Here is a 17,071-nt window from a genome sequence, read left to right on the forward strand (position 1 = left end):
TAAACCAGGCGTGGCACTCGGATGCCTTTGTATCTGCTTTGCTGCGTAAAAAATATCGGCGCTCTGCGCTCATCGGCGAATTCTGAGCATTTGAATCGCTCAATTGAACAATTCAAAGCAGGTAAGGTAACCCGCAGAGACTTGATGGATGAGTCGCCGATTACTGTCATGGACTGACGAATCCTGGAGCGATTCCCTTCACTGGCAAACCAGCGCCGTTAAAGGAAAACTTAGCTGGTTTTTGGTCGCGACGTATAGATGATACGAATCGATTCGTCTACGCAGTTGATGATAATGCGATTACGATTATTTTGTGTCGTTATCACTATTAGATTCGGGCCTTCCACAGACTATCTCAGAGACCATTCAGAATAAGCGATGAACCTACTCTTCCTCGGTACCTCCGCCGGTGTACCCACCAAAACAAGAAATGTCACCGGGATCGCTTTGCGTGAAAGCAAAGGGAAGGGCTGGTATCTGGTTGATTGTGGTGAAGGTACCCAGCATCAGGTCTTGCATACCAAGCTATCGTTCCATTCATTGAAAGCCATCTTGATTACCCATGTGCACGGCGACCACTGCTATGGGCTGCCGGGCATTCTGGCGAGTGCGGCTATGGGTGGCAGGAAAGCGCCGCTGACCATTGTTGCGCCCGCAGGTATCAAAACTTGGTTGGCGGCAACCTGTGAGGTGACGCAACTATGCTTACCTTTTGCCTTGGAGTTTATCGCCTCAGACGACCTGCCAAGCGTTGAGTTTGAGAACATCGCAGTTGAGACATTCAGCCTTTCACATCGGGTGGCGTCTTATGCCTATGCGTTTACGGAGCGAAAGGTTGATGCTGCCCTGGACATGGAAAAGCTAGCGCAAAAGGGGATTCCAAGAGGGCCGCTGTGGGGGCAGTTGAAGCAAGGGGTTGATATTGAGTTTGCAGGTGAGCAGTTAAAAAGCCATGACTACCTAATCTTCAAGAACAAGCCCAGGAAAGTAGTGATCGCTGGGGATAATGATCAGCCTGACTTATTGAGCGAGGCGTGTGCAGAGGCGCAGGTGCTGGTACATGAGGCCACCTATACCGAAGAGATGGCCGAGAAGGCCGGCGATGTGGGGCATAGCTACGCCAAACTTGTTGCTGCTTTTGCCGAATCGATAAAGCTACCTAGTTTGGTGCTGACGCACTTCAGCCCTCGTTATCAGTTTAGTTCCCATGCGTCGCCGTCCATTGAGGATATCCGCAAAGAGGCTGAGGGTGCCTATTCAGGCTCGCTTTTCTTGGCGCGGGATTTTGGCGAATACACCTTGGAAAAAACGGGTTACTTTTCTGAGGTGGTGGGCGAGTAGTTTTTCCGCGCGTGTATCAGTAGTAATACCGAAGCTGGGCGATCAGCAACGCATCGTCAGTCACCTTGTAAATCATTCGGTGCTCTTCGTTGATGCGTCGAGACCAGTAACCGGCCAAGCCGTGTTTAAGAGGCTCTGGTTTACCAACGCCGCCAAAGGGTTCTCGTTGGGTTTCTTTGATTAGCTTATTGATACGGCTGAGCACTTTTTTGTCCGTTTTCTGCCAGTATAAGTAATCTTCCCAGGCATGCTCAGCGAAGATGAGTTTCATTCCAAAAGCTCCTGCTCTTGGCCGCCACCTTGCTCTAGCTCGGCAATCGACTCAAGCAAGCGTTGAGCATTCTTGGGGACGCGCAGCAGATAGGCGGTCTCTTGCAACGCCTCATAATCCTCTAAAGAGATCATGACCACAGACTGCGCCTTGTTACGGGTAATGATCATGGGCGCGTGATCTTCGCAGACCTGTTGCATTGTTTTCGCTAGATTGGTTCTAGCCGCGGTGTAGCTAATGGCATCCATAGGTAATTCCTGTTCATGATGTTGCTCATGTACAGAATAGTGTACGTTTTTGGTTTTGACAATCGGCTGCGTTTTGATGATGCCACTTGTTTGACATTGAAGCCGCTTAGTAGCACTGGCTTCCAGGGAAGCCAGTGCTCACTTCGTTATTCCACAAGTTTTTCCAAAAACGGTCTAAAAAGCTATTTCAAAAGTTATTTCAAAAACGCTCGCAGCGTTTCGCTGGCTTGGTCGATAGCGACGACGCCATCTAAATGGCCGCGGTTGCCTTCCAGGGTTTCAAGCGTCACCTCGGTACCGTCCGCTTCAATCAGTTCGGCAGTGCGGCGCACGCCTTCGGGGGCGAAGACGAGGTCGTTTTCGCTATAGAGCATCAGCGTTGGGGCGTCGATGGCGGCCAGTCCTTCTTCTAACGAGTCACCGTGGCCAGTCATAAAGAGCTGGTTGGCGCGAACCAAATATAGCAGGTGGTTGGCATCAGAAAGCTCGGCGCGGGCGGCGGCGACGTCATCCAGCGTTTGCTCAATGGCGTAGCGAGCGTTGATATCTTGAGCGGGGTCGCGCTCGTCATCGGCCCAATCGCGGTTGAAGGTTTCATTGGCCCACTGCCAGTGATTGGCGTTGAGGGTGACGATCTTGAGCGCTTCTTTTAGGCCATCGGTGGGTGGCTCGCCATCGTAGTAGTCCCCCTCATTCCAGTTGGCGTCTAAGCGGATTGGCGCCGCCCAAGCGCTAAGCGTTGCCAGCAACCAGGGGTCGGTAACGCCGCCACCGATAACGGGAATCAACCTGTCCACTTTGTCAGGGTACGCGCTGGCCCATTCAAACGCTTGAAGCGCCCCCATCGAGGCACCCATGACCGCGTGTAGCGATTCAATGCCTTGGCTCTCTAGTAATGCGCGCTGTACCTCGACAAAGTCACGAATCGTCACTACAGGAAAGTCCATTCCCCACGGTTCGCCGGTGGCTGGATTAATAGAGGCGGGGCCAGTGGTGGTGACATTGGGGTCGTGGGCGTTGAGGTTCACCAGCGTATCGGACGCAATAATGTAGTACTCGTCGGTATCCAGTGGTTTGCCGGGGCCAATGATGGCATCCCAGTAGCCGGTTGGCTCGCCATCTGGATCATAACGGCCTGCTGCGTTGCTGGTACCAGAGAAGAAATGGGTGATTAAGATGGCATTGTCACGGGCGTCGTTTAATTCACCGTAGGCTTCCCAACCCACCGCAAGTTCGGGAATTGTTTCGCCGCCTTGGGTAGTGAAGTCTTGCATCTCGAAGGTTTGTTTTTCGACGACGCCATCCCAGGCCAGTAGCGGTGATGCTGCAAGTAATCCGAGGCTAGTAACTGTCACCACGGTCAATAAAGAGTGTCGTTGCTTGAGAACCATACGCCTTCCTTAAATGAGGGATTGTTATGATTATTGTTGGCAACGGCTGCGTTGCCACCCTCATAGCGTAGTCGGCTTTAGCGCACTTTAAAGGGGTTCAGCCCGTTAGCTTGTTGCATCATCATGCGTTTGGCGAGCGGTACGCGTTCGGCAAGATGCAGGCTGAGATCACCCAACTGGCGTAGCGGTTTTGCACCGGTAAACAAGTGATGGAAGCTGTCGGTGGCGGCAATCATGGCTTGGTTGGCCAAGCGGCGCTGGCATTCGAAGCGGTGCAGGCTGATAGAGTCACCTGGGTCGCGGCCTTTGATGATCAGCTCTGCCAGGGTATCGGCATCGTGCAGGCCAATATTCAGCCCTTGGCCTGCCAACGGATGCACCACGTGGGCGGCATCGCCAATCAGGGCTAAGCGCTTACCGATATAGCGTTTGGCGTGCTGGCGTCTAATTGGAAAGCTCGCCTTTGCGACCACACGGGTTAGCTTGCCTAGCCGCTTGGGAAAGGCTGTTTCAATGGCCGTTTTTAGGGCGTCGTTGGAGAGCTGTTCACGGGCTTTGGTGGCTTCGTCGCTGTCATACCACACCAGCGATGCACGATGGCCTGGTAAGGGAAGCATGGCAATCGGGCCAGTGGGGGTGAAGCACTGCCAGCTAATATCCTGTTGGGGGAGCTCGGTTTCCACGTTAATAATCATCGCCCGCTGATGGTAGTCGTAGCTACTAACGGTAATGCCAGCAAGTTCTCGTAGCGTCGAATGCGCGCCATCTGCGCCAACAATCAAACGGGCACTTAAGGTTTTGCCGTTATCTAGCTCCAGCATGCGGCCGGTGCTGGCCGCCATGGTGCTGAGCGGTGCGCACTGGGTGTAGCAGGTCACGCTGGGAAGATTCTCTAAGCGTTGCCACAACGCATATTGCAGGGTACGGTTTTCGATAAAAATACCGAAGTCATCCATGCCACTGTCCTGGGCAGAAAACAGCGAATGGCCGGAGCCATCCTGATTGGCGACATCAATATGGCGAAACGGGCAGCAGCGCTCTTCGGGAAGCACGGTGCCGCTCGCTTTTACAAACGCCAGCGAACGGGCATTAAGTGAGGAGATGCGCAGGTCATAATCGCCGCTGAGCGGGGTGGGAGCGCTGCCGCGTTCTACCAGCCCAACCGACATGCCGGTATGTCCTAATCGGGCCGCTAGCGCGGCACCCACCATGCCACCGCCGACAATGATAATCTCGTGATCCCACTGCATGAGACACTCCTTACGTTGAATAACGAGGGCATATTGCATGACCCTTTATTGTCATACAGTATCGGTTACTTGTCGCAGTGTTGCATAGGGTGATCCATTGACACAGGCCGTGGAAATGATAGATAGCATCGCGCAGGCGGGGGAAGCGCTGGCGGAGTTTATTGAGCGCCACCCTAAACTGTGGGTGATTACTGGTGCGGGAGTAAGCACCGACAGCGGCATTCCTGATTACCGCGATGCCGACGGGCAGTGGAAGCGACCGCCACCGGTACAGCATGGCGATTTTATGGCCTCACTTGCCGTACGCCAGCGTTATTGGGCGCGGGCGCTGATCGGTTTCAAAGCTATGCGTGAAGCCCAAGTGAGCGGTGCGCATCGTGCACTAGCGGCGCTTGAAAGCATGGGCTACGTGGAACTGCTGGTGACACAGAACGTAGACCGTCTGCATCAGCGGGCAGGTTCCAGCAAGGTGATTGATTTGCACGGGCGAGCAGACATGGTGGCGTGCATGACATGCGGTTATCAACTCATGCGTCACGCCATGCACAGCGAAATGGCCAGGATGAACCCGCGCTTTGCAGCGCTAGGTGCCCACCATGCGCCCGACGGCGATGCGGATTTAGAAACCGATTTTTCGACGTTTAAGGTGCTGGATTGCCCGCGCTGCCAAGGCATCTTAAAGCCCCAGGTTGTTTATTACGGCGATGTGGTGCCGCCAGCGCGGCGCTTGGCTGCCCAAGCAGGGCTGCAAAACGCCGATGCCGTGTTGGCTGTGGGCACCTCGTTGATGGTGTATTCCGGCTACCGCTTCTGCCGTGATGCCCACGCCATGGGTTTGCCGGTGGCCTCGCTGTCGCTGGGCGTCACTCGCGCCGATGCGCTATTAACCCATCAGTGGCGTGCGCCGTTAACGCCAGTGTTAGAGCATGCTGTCGGCTGTTTGCAGCAGCGTTTACTTGACTAAAGTGCTAGGGTATTAGGCAACGATTGTCACCAACAGCGGAGTCGCCCGTGCTGTCATTTGAACACCAGTTTGCAACGCTTCCCGAGCCACTGTGGATGGCCTGTCAGCCCACGCCAGTGAGCCGGCCCGCGCTGATTGTATTTAATGAGCGCCTGGCAGAAACGCTGGGAGTTAAGACAGGGCTGAAGAGTAAGCCTGATGATGCCACCCTTGCCCAGTGGTTTAGTGGCAATCAGCTGCCGCCGGGCGCAGAGCCACGGGCGCTGGGCTACGCTGGGCATCAGTTTGGTAACTTTGTACCGCAGTTGGGCGATGGCCGCGCATTGTTACTGGGGGAGGTCGTCGACCAGAACGGCATACGGCGCGATGTTCAGCTCAAGGGCAGCGGGCGCACGCCATTTTCCCGTGGTGGTGATGGGCGTTCGCCGCTGGGGCCGGTGCTGCGGGAGTATCTGGTCAGTGAATTTATGGCTGCAATGGGCGTACCCACCACCCGTGCGTTAGCCGCTGTTTCTACCGGCGAGCGAGTCGTGCGCCAACTGCCTGAGCCCGGCGCAGTATTTACTCGCGTGGCAAGCAGTCATATTCGTGTGGGTACCTTTCAATTTGCTGCGGTACGCAGAGATGAAGCTGCTCTGAAAGCGCTGGCCGACCATGTGATTGAGCGCCACTATCCCGAAGCCGCTAGTGCAGATGATCCTTATTTAGCCTTGTTAGAGGCGGTGGTTGCTCGCCAAGCGGCGCTAGTGGCGCGGTGGATGAGCCTTGGGTTTATTCATGGCGTGATGAATACCGACAACTGCAGCATTGCCGGAGAAACCATTGATTACGGCCCCTGTGCCTTTATGGAGCAGTTTGACCCGCAAAAAGTCTACAGCTCGATTGATCAAGGCAAGCGCTATGCCTTTGATAACCAGCCCGCCATTGCTCAATGGAACCTAGCCCGCTTTGCCGAGACGCTGCTGCCGCTGATGCGCGAAGAGGGCGATACCGTCGTCGAGCAGGCCACCGATATCATCCGCCGCTTTGGGCCACTGTTTGATGCCGAGCAGCGCCGCCTGCATGCGGATAAGCTTGGCCTTGCAGCAGACAGCGACCAAGCGGTAACGCTAATGGAGATGCTGGAAAGTCAGATGCACCAGGGGCGGATGGATATGACCGCTACCTTTGATGCGCTGACACACTTCGCCAGCACCTCAAGTGAAACGCATAAGGAAGCACTGCTGGCGCTGACGACCCAACCCAATGAGTTGGCGGCATGGTTAGATAAGTGGCAAGCAGTACAGGTTGCCAGCCAAGACAGCGAGCGCTTAGCCGCCATGCGGCGTGCTAATCCAGTTGTGATTCCCCGTAACCACCGAATTCAGGAAGTTATCAATGCGGCTTACGAGGGCGACTTTGCGCCGTTTCACAGCTTACTTGCTGTGGTCACCCAGCCCTTTGATGAATCCGCAGAAGCACGCCGCCTTGCAGCTCCCGCAACGGAAAACGAGCAGGTATTAAGAACGTTTTGCGGTACTTGATTTGCCCAAGCTGAAAAGTAAGCCATCACGGCGGTAATAGCTCACATCGCGCTTGTGGTAAACTGTGATTATTTACAGGTAAGGGCGGAGGCAAGGGCAACCTGTGCGCAAAATTATTCATTGCGACTGTGACTGCTTCTACGCAGCGGTTGAAATGCGCGACAACCCAGCGCTTAACGATGTGCCGATTGCGATAGGCGGCAGCGTTGAGCAGCGCGGGGTTGTCGCTACTTGTAATTACCCCGCCCGCGAATTTGGCATCCACTCGGCCATGCCCATGGCGCAAGCACTCAAACGCTGCCCACATTTGACCGTTATCCGCGGTGATATGGCCAAATACAAAGCGGTGGCGCGTCAAGTATTTGCGATTTATCGCGATGTGACTGAACTGATTGAACCGCTCTCGCTAGATGAAGCCTTTTTAGACGTTACTGATATTTCCCTGTGCAACGGCAGCGCCACCCGCATGGCCGAAGCGATTCGCCAACGGGTTAAGCAGGAAGTAGGCATTACCGTCTCGGCAGGTGTCGCACCCAATAAGTTTCTTGCCAAAATTGCCAGCGACTGGCGCAAGCCCGATGGTCTGTTTGTGATCACGCCGAACGATATCGATGGCTTTGTACAGCAACTGCCAGTCAAGAAAATTCACGGCGTAGGGCCACGCACGGCTGAAAAATTGGCGGGGTTGGGTATCCAAACCTGTGCGGATTTGCGGGCTCGCCCGCTCACTGAGCTGGTCGAACAGTTTGGCCGTTTCGGTCATCGACTGTTTGAGCTTAGCTTTGGGCGCGACGAGCGGCCAGTGAAAACCCATCGTGAGCGGAAATCGATCAGCACCGAGCAAACCTACTCCCAAGACTTACCCTCTCTGGAAGCCTGTCGCCAACAATTACCCGACCTACTCAACGACTTAGAGCAGCGCTATGCCAGACTAGACCCAGCGCCCGGCGTGCGCGGGTTAATGGTAAAGGTAAAATTTAACGACTTTACCCAAACCACGGTTGAACACGCCGACCCCGCACCTAACCTGGATCAATTCGAATCCCTGTTAACTATTGGTTGGGCGCGAGGGGAGAGGCCAGTTCGGCTATTAGGCGTGGGCTATCGTTTGGCAGAAGAAGCCACGGTTCAACAACTCTCGCTGTTTTAATTAGCCTGTTAATACTTATGTCGATTGACGCTCATACAAAGGCGCGTTAAAACAGACGTATGATAGTTTGTTTATTTGCTAGCTAGCGTGGGTGCTGCTGCCACGCTGCTTTCCTGTCTTCTTACCCTGCGAGCTAACCATGTCTGCCCATGCCACCCAACGCCCTCGTTTAGTGTTTGCCCATGCGAATGGCTTTCCTGGCTTAAGCTATCGCACGCTGCTGGAGCCGCTGGCGGAGTCGTTTGACCTCCATCCGTTGGACCGATTGGGTCATCACCCGGATTATCCGGTGAACCATAACTGGGGCAATTTAGTCGATGAACTGTTGAGCTACTTGCCGGTTACAGACACACCGTTATTGGGTGTTGGTCACTCGTTAGGCGGTACGCTGATGGCCATGGCGGCAGATAAACAGCCAGAACGCTTCTGCGGCGTCATTATGCTTGACCCTCCGTTGATGCTGGGGCCGGATGCCTGGGTGATGAAAGCGGCGAAGCGATTTGGTTTTATGGACCGCATCACCCCTGCTGGTAAAACTCAGGGGCGGCGCAGTGTGTGGCCTAGTCGAGAAGCCATGGCTGACTCGCTGCGCCGCCGTGGGTTATTTCGCCGCTTTACCCCAGAGGCATTGAACGACTACATTGAAGCAGGCACGCGCTTGCTGGATGACGGTAGCGCTGAGCTAACCTTTGACCCAGGTATTGAGGTGGAGATATTTCGCCACCTGCCGGATCATCTGTCGGGATTGCCACGTCGAGTCGGTGTGCCGATCCACTTGGTGGCAGGGAAGGAGTCGCATTTACTCACTCCCACACGGGTCAAGCGGCTTCAGCGTCGTGGGTTAGCTATCAGCGAGGTTCCCGGTACTCACATGTTCCCTATGGAGCATCCTGATGAAACGCGGGCGGCCATATTGGCGGCATGGCAGCGCTTTTCACAGGGAGCCAGTAAGCGCGCATAAAGCGCATAAGGAGGCAGGATGTATCTTTCCGTACAGCTAAGCTATTACCCGCTGGCCGATGATTTTAAGCCAGTGGTGAAAGAGGTGGTAAAACGTTTGGAAGCCACAGGGTTAGAAGTTCACCCTAATCGAATGAGTACCCAGGTGTTCGGGGAATTCGATGCGGTGATGGCCGCTTTAAGCGATGTGATGAAGTGGTCGTTTGAGACTCATGGAAAAGCGGTTTTTACAGCTAATTTCCTCGAAGGCGATCGACGCCCTCGGTAAGTAGAGAGCTGGCATGGCCGAAACAGCCCTAGGCGGGGGCGCTGTAACCCCATCCCTGGGCGCTACTTTTGCCATCTGACCACCAAGGATGGTGGGAATGCCGGAAAAGTCGGGAACTGTTTTCCGGCCATGGCAAAAGACCCCCGCTACGAGCTGTTATAGGCCTTTTGAATCAGAGCCCCTTAAACCAGCGATTCCAGGCAGGATTCAATAATATCCAGCCCTTCGTTGAGGACGCTGTCTTCAATCGTGACGGGCATCAAGAAGCGAATCGTATTGCCGTACATGCCGCAGGAGAGCAGGATCAACCCTTCCTCACGGGCTTTCTTACACAGCGCTGCGGCAAGTTCTGGATTGGGCGTGCGATCCGTTTTATTCGAGACCAGTTCAAATGCCGCCATAGCGCCCATGTTGCGCACATTATCAATGCAGTCGAACTTGGTTTGCCACTCGCCAAAACGAGCCGCTAGCTTTTCACCCAGCGTTCGGCTTTTCTCAAGAATGTTTTCCTCTTCGAATACTTCCAACACGGCCAGTGCTGCGGCGCAGGCGGTGGGGCTGCCGGTATAGGTGCCGCCCAAAGAGTTGGGGCCAGAGGCATCCATAACCTTGTCGGTGCCAACAATCGCAGAGATTGGCATACCGTCAGCCATACTTTTCGCCATGGTCATGATGTCCGGCTCAACGCCGCTGTGCTCAATGGCGAACATTTTGCCGGTTCGGCCAAAGCCAGACTGCACTTCGTCGATGATCATCAGCATGCCATGCTCATCGCAAATTTCGCGGATCTTCTCCAGGAAGCTTTTCGATGCAGGATAGAAACCGCCTTCGCCAAGCACCGGCTCCAAGACAATCGCGGCAGTGTCTTTTGGGTTGGCGTCGGTTTTCAGGGTCATTTTCAGACCACGAAGGGCTTCGTCTTCGCTGACACCGTGGTAGGACACCGGATAAGGCGCGCGGAATACCGTGCCAGGCATCGGGCCAAAATCGGTTTGATACGGGGCTACTTTGCCGTTCATGGCCATGGTGTAGAACGTTCGGCCGTGATAACCGCCGTCAAAACAAATGACGTTAGAGCGGCCGGTGGCAGCGCGGGCAATTTTAACGGCATTTTCCAACGCTTCTGCACCGGAGTTAGCCAGCATTACTTTGGCGTGGCCGCGAACCGGTACGAGGTGGCTAAGTTTTTCAGCAACTTTTACATAGCCTTCATAAGGCATCACTGTTTGGCAGGTGTGCATGACCTTATCCAACTGGGCTTTCACCGCAGCAACCACTTTAGGATGACGGTGGCCTACGTTCAAAACGCCTATACCGCCCGCGAAGTCGATAAAGCGGTTGCCGTCGGCGTCCCAGATCTCAGCATTCTCAGCGCGATCCGCAAAAGCAGTGGCGGGGCTAGCGGCGCCCGCCGCGACATACTTCTGCTTCAGTTCGTTTAGCTCGGCGTTGCTCATGGCTCAACTCCTTTGGATGTTGGATGTTGCCTGTGAGAAATGTGCAGTGTCACTGCTTATGTGACAGGTTCGGTCGTCATTGTTTCAAATTCGTTATATAGACGATAAAACGGGGGTAATGGACAGTAGGCGACAGACAGTAGTTAAAAGACGGTGGTTAAAAGATAGTAGTTAATGGAGAGTAGTTAAAAGACAATCGGCAATAGGCAGCAGGTAATAGGTTTGCATCAGTAGCTTAATGCTTCTAAGCCTACATATACCTCTTCTCTTAAGTCTAATAATCGAGAGGTTAGATCTGGGCCTAAGGAATTAATAGCTGGCTTGGCGTAGAAAAAGCCCTGTTGGCGAGCAATGCCCGCCCGCGCTAGCCATAATGCTTCTTTGCGTGTTTCTACCCCTTCAGCAATGAGCGTCATGTTCAACTCTTTAGCTAGCAAAATGATGGAGCTGAGCAGCGCTTGGCGACGCATATCATGGTCACAGTTCATCACCAGCTCGCGGTCGATTTTGAGCTTATCCGGTGTTAGACCAGTCAACAGATCCAGGTTGGCATAGCCATTGCCAAAGTCATCAATGGCCGTTTTAAAGCCCATCTCGCGATAGGCTTCGATGATATTGCGCAGGTGCTGGCGGTCTCGTACGCGTTCGGTTTCAGTGATTTCAAAAATTAGCCGCTCCATTGGCCATCCAACGCGTCGAGAAATATCAAGCGTTGCTTGAATGCACGCTTCCGGTTCGTAGACAGCATTGGGTAAAAAATTGATTGATAATGCCGTTGGCATATTCAGAGCGCTTGCCATCTCAATCGCTTTAACACGACAAGCTTGATCAAACCGATACAGTAGGTCGTCAGTCACCTGAGAAATAACACTCCAGGCAGATTCGCCATTAATCCCTCGGACAAGCGCCTCATGTGTCACCACGCGAGCAAGTGACACGTCCACAATAGGTTGAAAGGCCATCGTGAAATCAAAAGGAAGGTCCCCCTCGCATCGTTTACAGCTACCGTCTACCCGTGCGCAGTGACCCATGAAATCCCCCTATAGCAGTGCGCCAAGTTACCCGCTGGCCGATTTACGTTAGCCATTGCCGGTTAATTTAAATTTTTTTTAACTATCTAATCATAGACGAAAACAGTTTAGTCGCTTGTTAATTTTTCGTATAGGTTTTGTATAGAAATTATTGGGTGCGCTGAGCCGACAAAAAAAGCGCCCAACTGGGCGCTAAGATGAATCGTTAGTAGAGATATGAAAAGAGGGAGGATAACGAGCGTTAAATAATGCCTGCTTGTTGCAGAGCGTGGCGCTGTTCGCTGGTAATGCCAAGCTCATCAAGCACCTGTTGCGTGTGCTCACCCAATGAGGGAGGGGGAGTCTGGGCGCTGATTGACTCGCCGTTGATACGGATAGGGTTCGCGACTAAGTCGACGTGACCGGCTTGGCTGTGGGGAAGCGTTTGCTTCAAGCCACGTGCTTTGACATGGGGGTCGTCGAAGACGCGATCCAAGGTGTTGATGGGTCCACTAGGCACACCGGCGGCTTCAAAGGCAGCCAGCCATCCATCAGTTTTCTGCGTTAGTAATACGGCTTCCAGTAGAGGAGCCAATACAGTGCGGTGCTGCACCCGTGCGCCGTTGGTGGCGAACCTTGGGTCCAGCGGCAACGTTGGCTGGTCGATCACTTGGCAGAAACGCTTAAACTGCTCGTCATTACCGACGGCAACAATCATATGGCCATCAGCAGTGGCAAACGCTTGGTATGGAACGATATTGGGATGTGCATTCCCCAGCCGCTGAGGTACTTGACCGGAGGTTAAGTAGTTGAGCGCCTGGTTCGCCAGTACGCCCACCTGAACGTCCATCAATGCCATATCAATATGACATCCAACGTTGCTATCGCGGCGCTGGTAAAGCGCTGCCAGCACGGCATTGGCGGCATACAGGCCGGTGAAAATATCGGTAAAGGCAACGCCGATTTTGACGGGGCCACCGCCGGGCTCATGATCAGGCTTGCCGGTTAGGCTCATAATGCCGCCCATTGCCTGAATCATGAAGTCGTAACCGGCGCGGTGTGCGTAAGGGCTTTCTTGGCCAAAGCCGGTGATTGAACAGTAGATAAGCCGAGGATTCAGTGTCTTCAGGCTCTCATAGTCCAGACCGTACTTTTTCAAACCGCCCACTTTGAAGTTTTCAAGTAATACATCGGAGGTGGCGACGAGCTGCTTAATCAATGCCTGGCCTTCAGGCTTGGCCATATCGACGGTGACCGAGCGCTTGCCTCGGTTGGCGCATAGGTAGTAGGCCGACTCTGAACTGCCAGAGAGCCATGGAGGGCCCCAGTGGCGAGTATCATCGCCGCTGACGGGGCGCTCTACCTTGATCACATCAGCCCCCATGTCTGCGAGCATTTGCCCGCACCACGGGCCAGCCAGTACACGTGAAATATCGAGTACTTTGATGCCTGCTAGTGGCTTGGCTGCTGTGCTCATTAGGTGCCTCACTTGTCGCTATTTAGAAAAATGCCTGAATACCGGTCTGGGCACGACCCAAGATTAAGGCGTGTACATCGTGAGTGCCTTCGTAGGTGTTTACCGATTCCAAGTTCACCATATGGCGAATAACACCGTACTCATCGGAAACACCGTTGCCGCCGTGCATGTCGCGAGACTGGCGAGCGATATCCAGCGCTTTACCGCAGTTATTGCGTTTGATTAGTGAGACCATTTCCGGTGCCCAGTTGCCGCTATCCATTAGGCGACCTACCTGTAGCGCTGCCTGTAAGCCCAGGGTGATCTCGGTTTGCATATCTGCGAGTTTCTTCTGGATCAACTGATTTGCAGCCAGTGGGCGGCCAAACTGTTTGCGGTCTAAGGTGTATTGGCGTGCGGCATGCCAACAGAACTCAGCGGTGCCCATAACGCCCCAGGCAATGCCATAACGAGCTTTATTCAAGCAACCGAAGGGACCTTTTAAACCGCTAACGTTAGGCAATAGGTTTTCTTCAGGGACAAAGGCATTGTCCAGTACGATTTCACCGGTGATGGAAGCGCGAAGCGACACCTTGCCTTCAATTTTGGGTGTGCTGAAGCCTTCGGTACCGCGCTCAACAATAAAGCCTTTGATTTGATTGTCGTGGGCGGCGGACTTTGCCCAAACCACCGCAATATCGGCAATCGGGCTGTTGGTAATCCACATTTTGGCACCGGTTAAGCGGTAGCCACCGTCAACTTTTTCTGCCCGAGTGATCATTGAACCAGGGTCTGAGCCATGGTCAGGTTCGGTTAAACCAAAACAGCCGACCATTTCTCCGCTGGCGAGCTTAGGTAAATATTTATGCTTCTGCTCTTCAGAGCCATAGGCTTCAATCGGATACATCACCAGTGATGACTGCACGCTCATGGCTGAGCGGTAGCCTGAATCAACGCGCTCTACTTCGCGGGCAATGAGTCCGTAGGCCACATGGTTCACGCCTGAGCCGCCATATTCAGGGGCGACAGTTGCACCCAGCAGGCCAAGCTCACCCATCTCGTTCATGATCTCACGATCGAAGCGCTCTTCACGAAAAGCACTCAGCACACGTGGCTGCAGGTTTTCCTGGCAGTAGTCGTGAGCGGCATCACGAATTTGGCGCTCTTCATCGGTGAGTTGGTGTTCGAGCAGCAGCGGGTCGTCCCAGTTGAAACGGGTCATGGCGTGAACTCCTACATAGTCATTTTGATATGATTCAATGTATCGTCGTTTTATTAAAATATCTACATTTTAAAATAAAGAATTTAATTGATCCCACGTTCCTTGAGAACACGGGTAATAATCGGGACAGGGGTCATTAAGTGATCACGCATGAGGTTGGCCGCTTGCTCTGTATCACGAGCCAGGATGACGTCTACCAAGGCGGCATGCTCTTGTCTTTTGATTTCAAGTGCCTGGGGGGACATCACCGTTTCCTGCAGCCACAGGTGGCGGTAGCGTTCAACCTGATCAAACAGCGTGTCGCGCATCTGCAACAGGTGTGGCGAGTTGCAGCCGCTAGCAATGGCGGTATGAAATGCCTTATGGCGCAAATCCCAGCCATCAAGCAGCTCATCGGGGGAGCTTACCTCGGTCACTTTAGCTAGCCGATGAGCGGTGGCGAGGACGTTGGCTTCCCAGTCGTCGTCGCCGCGCTCAATGGCCAGGCGCAAAATCAAGCCTTCTAACTGAGCGCGTGCGTCGTAAATATCGTTCAGCTCGGCCAGCGACATGGGGGCAACGCGATAGCCACGTTGGCTAATCGCAATCACCAAGCGGTCGGCAACTAATTGGGAAAGCGCTTCGCGTAGAGGGCCGGTACTGGCGCCGTAATACTCCTTGAGGCGGCTCATTAAAAGCTTCTCTTCAGGCGCATAACGGCCGCGAATGATGTCGTGCTTCAGGGCGCGATAGGCACTGATGGCTAGGTTCGGGCGCGGCGCATCGTGCTCCATGATATCTCCTTAGGCCAACGTTGGACGTGGCGATCTGCATTAACTAATCGCTATTATCAATAAATTCTAGACATTTAGCACAGGTAACGACATTTATACGGGGGTTATCGGCGAATAGCGTTGCATTAGCATCTCACGCTAAAGCCGTGCTAACGTCATTGCACCGCGTTTGCTTGCCGTTTACGGTAACCAGAGGCTGGGACTTCACACCTCCTTATCGTCAACCATACTTATAAGTCCAAACAGGACGGAGGAACCGCTTATGCGAACTCTAAAATATACAGTGGCAGCATCCATGTTGGCTGTTGCACTTCCAGCCAGTGCGCAACAGCTTTCAATCGCGACCGGCGGTACCGGCGGGGTTTATTATCCGATCGGCGGTGGCTTCGCTGAAATGATTAATAACCATATTGAAGGCGCTCAGGCGACTGCTGAGGTTACTGGTGCCTCAGTCGAAAATATGGGGCTGATTATGCGTGGCGACGCCGATTTGGCGTTAGCGCTGGCCGACACGGTTTATCAGGCTTATAACGGCAGCGGCGACTTTGACGGTCGTCAGATTGAAAATACCCGTGCTCTGGCCTCTGTTTACCCGAATGCGGTGCAGTTGGTAACGCTGGCTGAGTCGGATATCGAGACCATCGCTGACCTGGCTGGGAAGCGTGTTTCCGTGGGTGCACCAGGCAGTGGCACCGAGCTAAATGCGCGTGCCGTTTTGGAAGCCAACGGTATTAGTTATGAAGATTTTACCCCTCAGCGACTCAATTTTAACGAAACCGCAGATGCCATTCGTGATGGTGATATCGACGCCGGTTTCTGGAGCGTTGGCCCTCCCACCAGTTCTATTCTTAACCTTGCCGCTACCCGTGATATCCGCTTAATTGGCCTCTCCGATGAAGAAGTTGCCAACGCACAGGAAGCGGAGGCAGTGTTCGCGCCTTACGAGCTGGCAGCGGGTATGTATGACGGTATGGACGAGTCCGTTCAGACTATCGGTGTTCCTAACGTCTTAGTGGTGAATTCTGATATGGATGAAGAGCTCGCTTACCAGCTGACTCAACTACTGTTTGAAAACACTGATGAGCTGATTGCTGTTCACCCGGCCGCCAACGACACTACCATTGAGTTCACCATGAACTCTACGCCTGTGCCGTTGCATCCGGGAGCGATTCGCTACTTTGAAGAAGTAGGAGCGGATATTCCTGATCGTCTGCGCCCTTAACGGTTAAAGGGTCTTGCCATAGACATTGCCATAAGGATATTGCCATGCAGTGGCAACAACGACTGATGGCGCTACTTTTTGCATGTCTACCGCTCACCGAAGTGGGGGCTTCCCCCGCTTCGGTGAATGCGTCTATGCGTTTAGCTGTGGTGACTGAACAAGGCGATACTCTAGTGGATGCGCTGGTGCCTTCAGAAGGGCGCTGGTGTATCCAGTGGCAACACTCCGTTGAGCACTTTACGGTACTGGATTGTTATCGCAATGCGGCAGGCGTTATGCAACTTGAGCGTAGTCATCAACCAGACTTTGCCGCAGGGCTTGGTCATATCTTTGGCCGTGGAGAACAAGTCTCAGATGGTGAGGGCGGTTATTGGATTAATGCTATTGATGAGCCCGTAGCAAATAACCGTTATGCATTAAGAGTCGGTTCTTCTGCCGTCAATCACCAAGTGGTGTGGCCGAATGGTGAGCATTCACCGGTGAGTTTAAGTAAGTACGCAGCCGGGCAACGTGTGATTATCCAATTATTATCACCTAGCACCGCTCCGCGTGAATAAAAACGATA

17 protein-coding genes and 1 pseudogene are annotated in these 17,071 nt (G+C 53.6%); 9 read left to right on the top strand and 9 right to left on the bottom strand.

The window, feature by feature from the left end; genetic code table 11:
• Positions 1–148: 148 nt before the first annotated feature.
• Both K7H08_RS04055 and K7H08_RS04060 read left to right on the top strand, forming a co-directional pair.
• Positions 149–332 (top strand): annotated as a pseudogene (locus K7H08_RS04055) (type II toxin-antitoxin system YoeB family toxin).
• 46 nt (positions 333–378) lie between these two features.
• Positions 379–1,341, top strand: a complete 963-nt coding sequence (locus tag K7H08_RS04060) for a ribonuclease Z (RefSeq protein ID WP_231657274.1) — start codon at positions 379–381, stop codon at positions 1,339–1,341.
• 16 nt (positions 1,342–1,357) lie between these two features.
• Here K7H08_RS04060 and K7H08_RS04065 read toward each other — a convergent pair whose 3' ends face one another.
• The 4 genes from K7H08_RS04065 to K7H08_RS04080 form a co-directional block, all read right to left on the bottom strand.
• Positions 1,358–1,612 (bottom strand): Txe/YoeB family addiction module toxin, encoded by a 255-nt coding sequence (locus tag K7H08_RS04065; RefSeq protein WP_231657275.1) that lies wholly within the window; start codon positions 1,610–1,612, stop codon positions 1,358–1,360.
• Entirely contained in the window at positions 1,609–1,860 is a 252-nt protein-coding gene (locus K7H08_RS04070; RefSeq protein ID WP_198348603.1) for a type II toxin-antitoxin system Phd/YefM family antitoxin, read from the bottom strand. Before K7H08_RS04070 ends, K7H08_RS04065 begins: the two co-directional genes overlap by 4 nt.
• 194 nt (positions 1,861–2,054) lie before the next feature.
• Positions 2,055–3,251, bottom strand: coding sequence for an E22 family MetX-like putative esterase (locus K7H08_RS04075; RefSeq protein WP_231657276.1), 1,197 nt, complete (start codon positions 3,249–3,251; stop codon positions 2,055–2,057).
• Positions 3,252–3,328: 77 nt separating this feature from the next.
• Positions 3,329–4,501, bottom strand: a complete 1,173-nt coding sequence (locus K7H08_RS04080; RefSeq protein WP_231657277.1) for a UbiH/UbiF/VisC/COQ6 family ubiquinone biosynthesis hydroxylase — start codon at positions 4,499–4,501, stop codon at positions 3,329–3,331.
• A gap of 115 nt (positions 4,502–4,616) precedes the next feature.
• On the opposite strand from K7H08_RS04080, the gene K7H08_RS04085 reads away from it, so the two are divergent.
• The 5 genes from K7H08_RS04085 (at position 4,617) to K7H08_RS04105 (ending at position 9,366) form a co-directional block, all read left to right on the top strand.
• Entirely contained in the window at positions 4,617–5,465 is an 849-nt protein-coding gene (locus tag K7H08_RS04085; RefSeq protein ID WP_231657278.1) for an NAD-dependent protein deacetylase, read from the top strand.
• Positions 5,466–5,512: 47 nt separating this feature from the next.
• Positions 5,513–6,988 (top strand): protein adenylyltransferase SelO, encoded by a 1,476-nt coding sequence (locus K7H08_RS04090; RefSeq protein WP_231657279.1) that lies wholly within the window; start codon positions 5,513–5,515, stop codon positions 6,986–6,988.
• A gap of 103 nt (positions 6,989–7,091) precedes the next feature.
• Positions 7,092–8,138 carry a DNA polymerase IV gene (gene dinB / locus K7H08_RS04095; RefSeq protein WP_198348600.1) on the top strand — a complete coding sequence of 349 codons (1,047 nt, stop codon included), beginning with the start codon at positions 7,092–7,094 and terminating at the stop codon, positions 8,136–8,138.
• A 139-nt stretch (positions 8,139–8,277) separates the two neighbouring features.
• Positions 8,278–9,099, top strand: a complete 822-nt coding sequence (locus K7H08_RS04100; protein WP_038481588.1) for an alpha/beta fold hydrolase — start codon at positions 8,278–8,280, stop codon at positions 9,097–9,099.
• 18 nt (positions 9,100–9,117) lie between these two features.
• On the top strand, positions 9,118–9,366 hold the full coding sequence (locus K7H08_RS04105; protein ID WP_038481590.1) for a YkoF family thiamine/hydroxymethylpyrimidine-binding protein: 249 nt from the start codon (positions 9,118–9,120) through the stop codon (positions 9,364–9,366).
• 182 nt (positions 9,367–9,548) lie between these two features.
• Here K7H08_RS04105 and gabT read toward each other — a convergent pair whose 3' ends face one another.
• The 5 genes from gabT to csiR all read right to left on the bottom strand — a co-directional run bounded on the left by gabT (position 9,549) and on the right by csiR (position 15,284).
• Positions 9,549–10,823, bottom strand: coding sequence for a 4-aminobutyrate--2-oxoglutarate transaminase (gabT, locus tag K7H08_RS04110; RefSeq protein ID WP_120385708.1), 1,275 nt, complete (start codon positions 10,821–10,823; stop codon positions 9,549–9,551).
• Positions 10,824–11,050: 227 nt separating this feature from the next.
• Entirely contained in the window at positions 11,051–11,854 is an 804-nt protein-coding gene (locus tag K7H08_RS04115; RefSeq protein ID WP_198348598.1) for an EAL domain-containing protein, read from the bottom strand.
• A 241-nt stretch (positions 11,855–12,095) separates the two neighbouring features.
• Entirely contained in the window at positions 12,096–13,310 is a 1,215-nt protein-coding gene (locus K7H08_RS04120; protein WP_038481597.1) for a CaiB/BaiF CoA transferase family protein, read from the bottom strand.
• Positions 13,311–13,332: 22 nt separating this feature from the next.
• Complete coding sequence (locus K7H08_RS04125) at positions 13,333–14,511, bottom strand: acyl-CoA dehydrogenase (RefSeq protein ID WP_038481600.1); 1,179 nt, start codon at positions 14,509–14,511, stop codon at positions 13,333–13,335.
• An 83-nt stretch (positions 14,512–14,594) separates the two neighbouring features.
• Entirely contained in the window at positions 14,595–15,284 is a 690-nt protein-coding gene (gene csiR, locus K7H08_RS04130; protein WP_038481603.1) for a DNA-binding transcriptional regulator CsiR, read from the bottom strand.
• Between the two features lie 262 nt (positions 15,285–15,546).
• Between csiR and K7H08_RS04135 the strand changes: the two genes are divergently transcribed.
• Both K7H08_RS04135 and K7H08_RS04140 read left to right on the top strand, forming a co-directional pair.
• Positions 15,547–16,506: a TAXI family TRAP transporter solute-binding subunit gene (locus K7H08_RS04135; protein ID WP_038481605.1), complete on the top strand. Its 960-nt coding sequence runs from the start codon at positions 15,547–15,549 to the stop codon at positions 16,504–16,506.
• Positions 16,507–16,550: 44 nt separating this feature from the next.
• Positions 16,551–17,063, top strand: a complete 513-nt coding sequence (locus K7H08_RS04140) for a DUF1850 domain-containing protein (protein WP_231657280.1) — start codon at positions 16,551–16,553, stop codon at positions 17,061–17,063.
• The last annotated feature ends 8 nt before the right edge of the window (positions 17,064–17,071 follow it).

It is taken from the genome of Halomonas sp. IOP_6 (assembly GCF_021151565.1).
Classification (GTDB): domain Bacteria; phylum Pseudomonadota; class Gammaproteobacteria; order Pseudomonadales; family Halomonadaceae; genus Vreelandella; species Vreelandella alkaliphila.

What these genes read in the sequence shown, in the direction of transcription:
- K7H08_RS04080 (WP_231657277.1), bottom strand. Translation starts at nt 4,501, where the DNA reads ATGCAGTGGGATCACGAGATTATCATTGTCGGCGGTGGCATGGTGGGT.
- K7H08_RS04100 (WP_038481588.1), top strand. Translation starts at nt 8,278, where the DNA reads ATGTCTGCCCATGCCACCCAACGCCCTCGTTTAGTGTTTGCCCATGCG.
- K7H08_RS04140 (WP_231657280.1), top strand. Translation starts at nt 16,551, where the DNA reads ATGCAGTGGCAACAACGACTGATGGCGCTACTTTTTGCATGTCTACCG.
- K7H08_RS04065 (WP_231657275.1), bottom strand. Translation starts at nt 1,612, where the DNA reads ATGAAACTCATCTTCGCTGAGCATGCCTGGGAAGATTACTTATACTGG.
- K7H08_RS04105 (WP_038481590.1), top strand. Translation starts at nt 9,118, where the DNA reads ATGTATCTTTCCGTACAGCTAAGCTATTACCCGCTGGCCGATGATTTT.
- K7H08_RS04120 (WP_038481597.1), bottom strand. Translation starts at nt 13,310, where the DNA reads ATGAGCACAGCAGCCAAGCCACTAGCAGGCATCAAAGTACTCGATATT.
- K7H08_RS04125 (WP_038481600.1), bottom strand. Translation starts at nt 14,511, where the DNA reads ATGACCCGTTTCAACTGGGACGACCCGCTGCTGCTCGAACACCAACTC.
- K7H08_RS04070 (WP_198348603.1), bottom strand. Translation starts at nt 1,860, where the DNA reads ATGGATGCCATTAGCTACACCGCGGCTAGAACCAATCTAGCGAAAACA.
- K7H08_RS04060 (WP_231657274.1), top strand. Translation starts at nt 379, where the DNA reads ATGAACCTACTCTTCCTCGGTACCTCCGCCGGTGTACCCACCAAAACA.
- K7H08_RS04135 (WP_038481605.1), top strand. Translation starts at nt 15,547, where the DNA reads ATGCGAACTCTAAAATATACAGTGGCAGCATCCATGTTGGCTGTTGCA.
- gabT (WP_120385708.1), bottom strand. Translation starts at nt 10,823, where the DNA reads ATGAGCAACGCCGAGCTAAACGAACTGAAGCAGAAGTATGTCGCGGCG.
- K7H08_RS04075 (WP_231657276.1), bottom strand. Translation starts at nt 3,251, where the DNA reads ATGGTTCTCAAGCAACGACACTCTTTATTGACCGTGGTGACAGTTACT.
- K7H08_RS04115 (WP_198348598.1), bottom strand. Translation starts at nt 11,854, where the DNA reads ATGGGTCACTGCGCACGGGTAGACGGTAGCTGTAAACGATGCGAGGGG.
- K7H08_RS04085 (WP_231657278.1), top strand. Translation starts at nt 4,617, where the DNA reads ATGATAGATAGCATCGCGCAGGCGGGGGAAGCGCTGGCGGAGTTTATT.
- csiR (WP_038481603.1), bottom strand. Translation starts at nt 15,284, where the DNA reads ATGGAGCACGATGCGCCGCGCCCGAACCTAGCCATCAGTGCCTATCGC.